This is a genomic window from Chryseosolibacter histidinae (assembly GCF_018598225.1).
GTDB lineage: Bacteria > Bacteroidota > Bacteroidia > Cytophagales > Cyclobacteriaceae > Chryseosolibacter > Chryseosolibacter histidini.
The window spans coordinates 1-4705 of record NZ_JAHESF010000086.1 but is presented as its reverse complement, the minus strand read 5'-3'; the positions used below and the strand labels follow the sequence as shown (position 1 = coordinate 4705).

General features: G+C 52.2%; 4 protein-coding genes. 1 reads left to right on the top strand and 3 read right to left on the bottom strand.

Annotation, left to right across the window (positions count from 1 at the left end; genetic code table 11):
- Positions 1-861 (bottom strand): aldehyde dehydrogenase family protein (locus tag KK083_RS32220; RefSeq protein ID WP_254170279.1); only part of this gene is annotated, 861 nt, incomplete at its 3' end.
- 118 nt (positions 862-979) lie between these two features.
- Between KK083_RS32220 and KK083_RS32215 the strand changes: the two genes are divergently transcribed.
- The gene (locus KK083_RS32215) at positions 980-1807 is read left to right on the top strand and encodes a hypothetical protein (RefSeq protein ID WP_254170278.1); all 828 of its coding nucleotides are present in this window, start codon (positions 980-982) and stop codon (positions 1805-1807) included.
- Between the two features lie 151 nt (positions 1808-1958).
- On the opposite strand, the gene KK083_RS32210 is transcribed toward KK083_RS32215, so the two are convergent.
- Together KK083_RS32210 and KK083_RS32205 are read right to left on the bottom strand one after the other, a co-directional pair.
- Positions 1959-2669: an OmpA family protein gene (locus KK083_RS32210; protein ID WP_254170277.1), complete on the bottom strand. Its 711-nt coding sequence runs from the start codon at positions 2667-2669 to the stop codon at positions 1959-1961.
- A 10-nt stretch (positions 2670-2679) separates the two neighbouring features.
- The coding region (locus tag KK083_RS32205) for an OmpA family protein (protein WP_254170276.1) at positions 2680-4705 on the bottom strand (2026 nt) is incomplete at its 5' end.

Below are 4705 nucleotides of genomic sequence, written 5' to 3'. Positions count from 1 at the left end.
TTCAAGGTCTCCATTTATTGAAAACAGCTTCCGGGTCTGCGCGATGAGCTCCTCCACCAGTTTGCCTGCAATTTTTTCGTCGGCCAGAACATAATCCGGGGCTACACAGGTTTGCCCGTTGTTCACAAACTTGGCTACCGCGCTTCGCTGGGCTGCCTCCTTGATGTTGGCCGAATGGGTGATGATGGTGGGTGATTTGCCCCCAAGCTCCAGGGTTACCGAAGCGAGGTTTTCGGCCGCAGCTTTCATCACTAGCTTGCCTATGGCGGGACTTCCCGTAAAAAAGATATGATCAAAAGGCAGGTTCAGCAGGTGCTGCGATACTTCAGGACCGCCCTCTGCAACTTTCACCGTGCCATCGTCAAAAATTTCGCTGGCCATCTCATTGATCAGGGCCGAAACGTGGGGTGTAAGCTCGGAGGGTTTCAGCATCACCGTGTTGCCCGCTGCGAGCGCCGAAACCAGCGGACCGATCGCCAGGCTGAACGGATAGTTCCATGGCGCGATGATGAGGCACACGCCACGGGGCTCATACTGGATGAACGACCGTGTGCCCAGCATGGTAATGGGGGCATCTATCTTCTTCGGCTTCACCCAGTCGTCTACATTATTGAGCGCAACCTTGATCTCATTGAGCACATGAAAGAGCTCGATGGCGTCAACCTCCACGGCAGCTTTCCTGAAATCGTTGTGCATGGCTTCGTGGATGCGGGGACGGTTGCTGTGGATCCAATGACGCAGTTTTTCAAGCCTCTTCTTCCGGTCGTTGAGGGGCGCGGCTTTTACAGTGGGAAAAGTCTGTTTTAAGGCCAGGAAGGCGGTTTCCAGCTGGTGGCCCGGTTTTTCTATAACGACAGCCATATTATTTAAAGATAGGCAAAATCTTACAGCCATTGATTTGCAGGGCCAAGTCAGTGCACACGATGTTAATATTATCCGTATATTAACATTAGTAACGATTTGTTAACATTGGCGTAACATGAGATCGATTGGGGCGATAGTTTTTTTGGGGATCCTGGCGATGGGCCAGCATGTTATGGCTTTCGATGATCCCGCTTCAAAGATCCGGTACTACTTCGCCGCCTACGGACGCACCGCAGACAATAGCCAGGTCTCTTACGACGCCGTAGAAAAAAGCATCGCACGTTTCAAGGCCAAAAGCGCTTCGTTCAAAGATGAAAAAGCTTTTCTCGGCCACGTCTTTTCCAGAACCCACAACAAGTTCCTGAAGCAATACAAAGAATACGCTACGTTCAACGAGCTGTTCAGCAACGGCACTTACAATTGCCTTACGGGCACTGCCTTATACGCGCTGATGCTGGAGGAGCTCGGGTTCCGCTACACCATCATTGAAACCAACTACCACATTTTTTTGCTGGCGGAGACCAGCGAAGGCAAGATCCTTTTCGAAGCAACGGACCCCCTGAAAGGTTTTGTGGCTGACGACCGCGAGATCGTAAAACGTATAGATGGTTACAAGCAGAATACGGTAGTGCAGGCCAGGAACGACAAGACCTATTACCAGTTTGATGTGAAGCTATACAACGCCATAGACCTCGATGAGCTCCAGGGATTGCTGCACTATAACCTGGCGGTGGAAGCGCTCAACAACGGCGCGCTGGAGTCTTCAATAGCCCACCTCGATAAAGCCATCGAAAAATACCGCTCGCCACGCATCGAAGAATTATCCAGGATCCTCCTGTTGTCGGTAAGGGAAAGCAAGCTCGACGCCGCGAAGAAAGAGAGCTGCATCCGCAGAATCCAGATGATGCGGAGAGACAGTGCGTTAGCGATGGCGTCTAATTGACAATTGACAAAAGGGCAATTGACAATACGCAGAGAATGATAACCCGATCAGACTTCGATTTCAGATTCAGCAAACAGTTTCCTTGAATTTACTCCGAACGTTGTCAATTGCGCCCGATGACCATCGGGCGTTTGTCAACTGTCAACTAATTCTAGTTCTGCAATATCCTCACCTCCACCCTCCGGTTCAACCTGTGGGCTTCGGGCGTGTCGTCGTGTGAGAGGGGTTGGGTGCCACCAAAGGCTTTGGTCTTGATGCGGTTTCTGTTCACGCCCTTGCTGCCGAGATAACTTCTCACAGATTCTACCCTGCGCTGCGACAGCTTGAGGTTATCGGCGGCTATGCCAACATAGTCGGTATGGCCTTCCAGCTGGATCACCATAGACGGATTGTCTTTCATCATATCCACCACCAGGTCAAGCTCGCTGTACGACTCGGGATCGATCTTCGAATTACCTACCTCGAAGATCAGGTTGTTGAGGCGCATCACGTGGCCCACAGCGTGGTTGCTGGCCCTGGGCGCGGTGCCGTTTGACAGCTCGATGTCTTTGATCACCTTCTTTTCTGCGTTGGCTTCCGCCGGATCGAGCATGTATTTGGCGGGAGCGAAACCCTGGGCTTCAACGGTGATGGAATATTTTTCGCCGTCGAACATGGGGAAGGAATATGCGCTGTTGTTGATGACGCCGACCCTGTTGCCATAAGGAAGGCTCGAATAAACGATGCGTGCTGAAATGGGCTCGCGTGTGGCGGCGTTGATCACTTTACCTTCTGCCACCACCAGGCTGTCTGGCGCCTGGGCAAAAAGTGTAACCGGGAAAACGGCGAACAGTACGGCTGACCTGAGAACTCGGATTGTCATGATCATAAATTTACAGTTTCACAATTTTGAATTCCACCCTCCGGTTCTTTCTGCGACCTTCCTTCGTGCCATTGGTGTCAATGGGTTTGCTTTCTCCAAAGAACCGAACGGTGATCCGCTTGCTGTCAATATTTTTATCAACCAGGTATTTCACTACCGATTTCGCACGACGCTCGGAGAGGCCCAGGTTATAATTGGCGGGTCCGGTGTTATCGGTGTGACCAACGATCTCGATCTGCATGCCGGGCTTTTCGTTCATGAGCGCAACAATGCGGTTGAGCTCGGGGAAAGATTCGGGATATAGCTCCTCCATCTTGAAGCCGAAGAACACGTTGTTAAGCACGATGGTAACCTTCTCTTCCACGGGGGCAACCTTGATGGGATCAACCTGAACCGTCTCCGCTTTGGCGATCGCCTCGGCCTTCACAGGATCGAGCTTGAAGTCTTCATGTTCGATCACCTTTTCGGCCGTGATGTTTCTCAGGTCGAGGTTCTGGCTTTCGGAGATCTTGTCTTTTGCTTCTGCGCGGATACCGTAAATGGCGCCTGCCGGTAGCCTGATCTCGTATTCACCGGTTTGAGGATTGGTCTGCGCCACACCGAGCTCTTTTCCGTCGGTAAGTCTTTCATAGACGATCTTCGCGCCCATAGCCTTACCCGTGGTGGCGTCGATGATCTTTCCTTTCACAGTAACCCATTGTTCAGGTCCTTTCGTGATGGGCAGCTTGATGCGGAAGATGTCGGTATTCGATTCGGTAACACCCCTCGAGTAGTATGCGTATTCGCTGGCAGCGGGAATGTTGAAGAAGAGATCTTCGAGGGGAGAGTTGATCTCAGGTCCGAGGTTCTCAGGCTCCGACCAGTTGGTCCAGGTATCGTCTAAACGGCGCGATACATAGATGTCGCTGGCGCCGTATCCGCTAAAACCTTTTGAGGAGAAGTACAACGTTTTGTCATCCGAGGCCAGGAAAGGAGCTGATTCTTCACTGGCGGTGTTAACCACATCGCCGAGGTTCAGGGGCTCTGTCCAGAGGCTGTCGGGTTGCATGAATGACACGTAGAGGTCGCGGTCGCCTTGTGAATCTTCACGCTCTACAGACATGATCAGGGTTTGGCGATTGTTGGTGAGGAAGTAGTTGGCTTTTTCGTTGAAGTTGTAGTCGTTCTTGATCTTCAGCGCTACCGGCGAAGACCAGCTTCCGCCCACGTTCGAGCTCAGGGAGATACCGCTGAGCACTTTGCCGTTCGCTCCGTATTTGTTACCGAGCAGCATCACGGCGGTGCGGCCGTCAGGGGTTACTGACTGGATGGCGTTGATGAAGTTAGGATCTGCGTTGTTGAATTTCTCGCCCATGTTCTTGGCCAGCGACCAGTGGCCTGTTGAGTCGAGCTCCGAATACCAGATGTCTTCTTTATCGTTCACACCGCCCACGTTTCCGGGGTGGTTCTTGCGGCTGAAGTAGAGTGTTTTTCCGTCGGGCGAAAGCAGGGGATTGAGCTCGGCATATTCGCTGTTCACGTTCTTGTCGAGCGCTTCGATCACGATGCCCGAAGCCAGCATCTGCATTTTAGGAATGTCTGCAATAATGGGGTAACCTGATTCGGCAATGGCCACAGCATCGATGCCGAAATAGTCGGGCAATGCGGCGCCATCAAACTCTATTTTCACCGCGGCCACTTTGTAGGGCGTGGGCTCCATAAAAAGATTGAGCATTCTGCCTTTCAGGGGTACTGCCTGCGGGTTGAGGGTATTGATCACATACTCACGTCCGGCTTCATCATAAGCAAGCACCCTGTAAATGGCGCTGGGGTTATGCGATTCGGCAATAGCGATCTGGCGGATGCTGGTAGGATTTGCGAAGCCGAGCTTGATGAATTCCTTACGCTTCGGTTTGTCAGGCACCCAGGCGTTAGGGCTCTGGCCGCCGGCAGGCAACACGTCAGGTTTGCCTAACGCTTGCTTGGCCGCGTACTGCACAGGCGTTAATTCAGATGAAAAATCGATTACTTTGGACGCCCACTGAACAACCTGAGCC

What these genes read in the sequence shown, in the direction of transcription:
- KK083_RS32215 (WP_254170278.1), top strand. Translation starts at nt 980, where the DNA reads ATGAGATCGATTGGGGCGATAGTTTTTTTGGGGATCCTGGCGATGGGC.
- KK083_RS32210 (WP_254170277.1), bottom strand. Translation starts at nt 2,669, where the DNA reads ATGACAATCCGAGTTCTCAGGTCAGCCGTACTGTTCGCCGTTTTCCCG.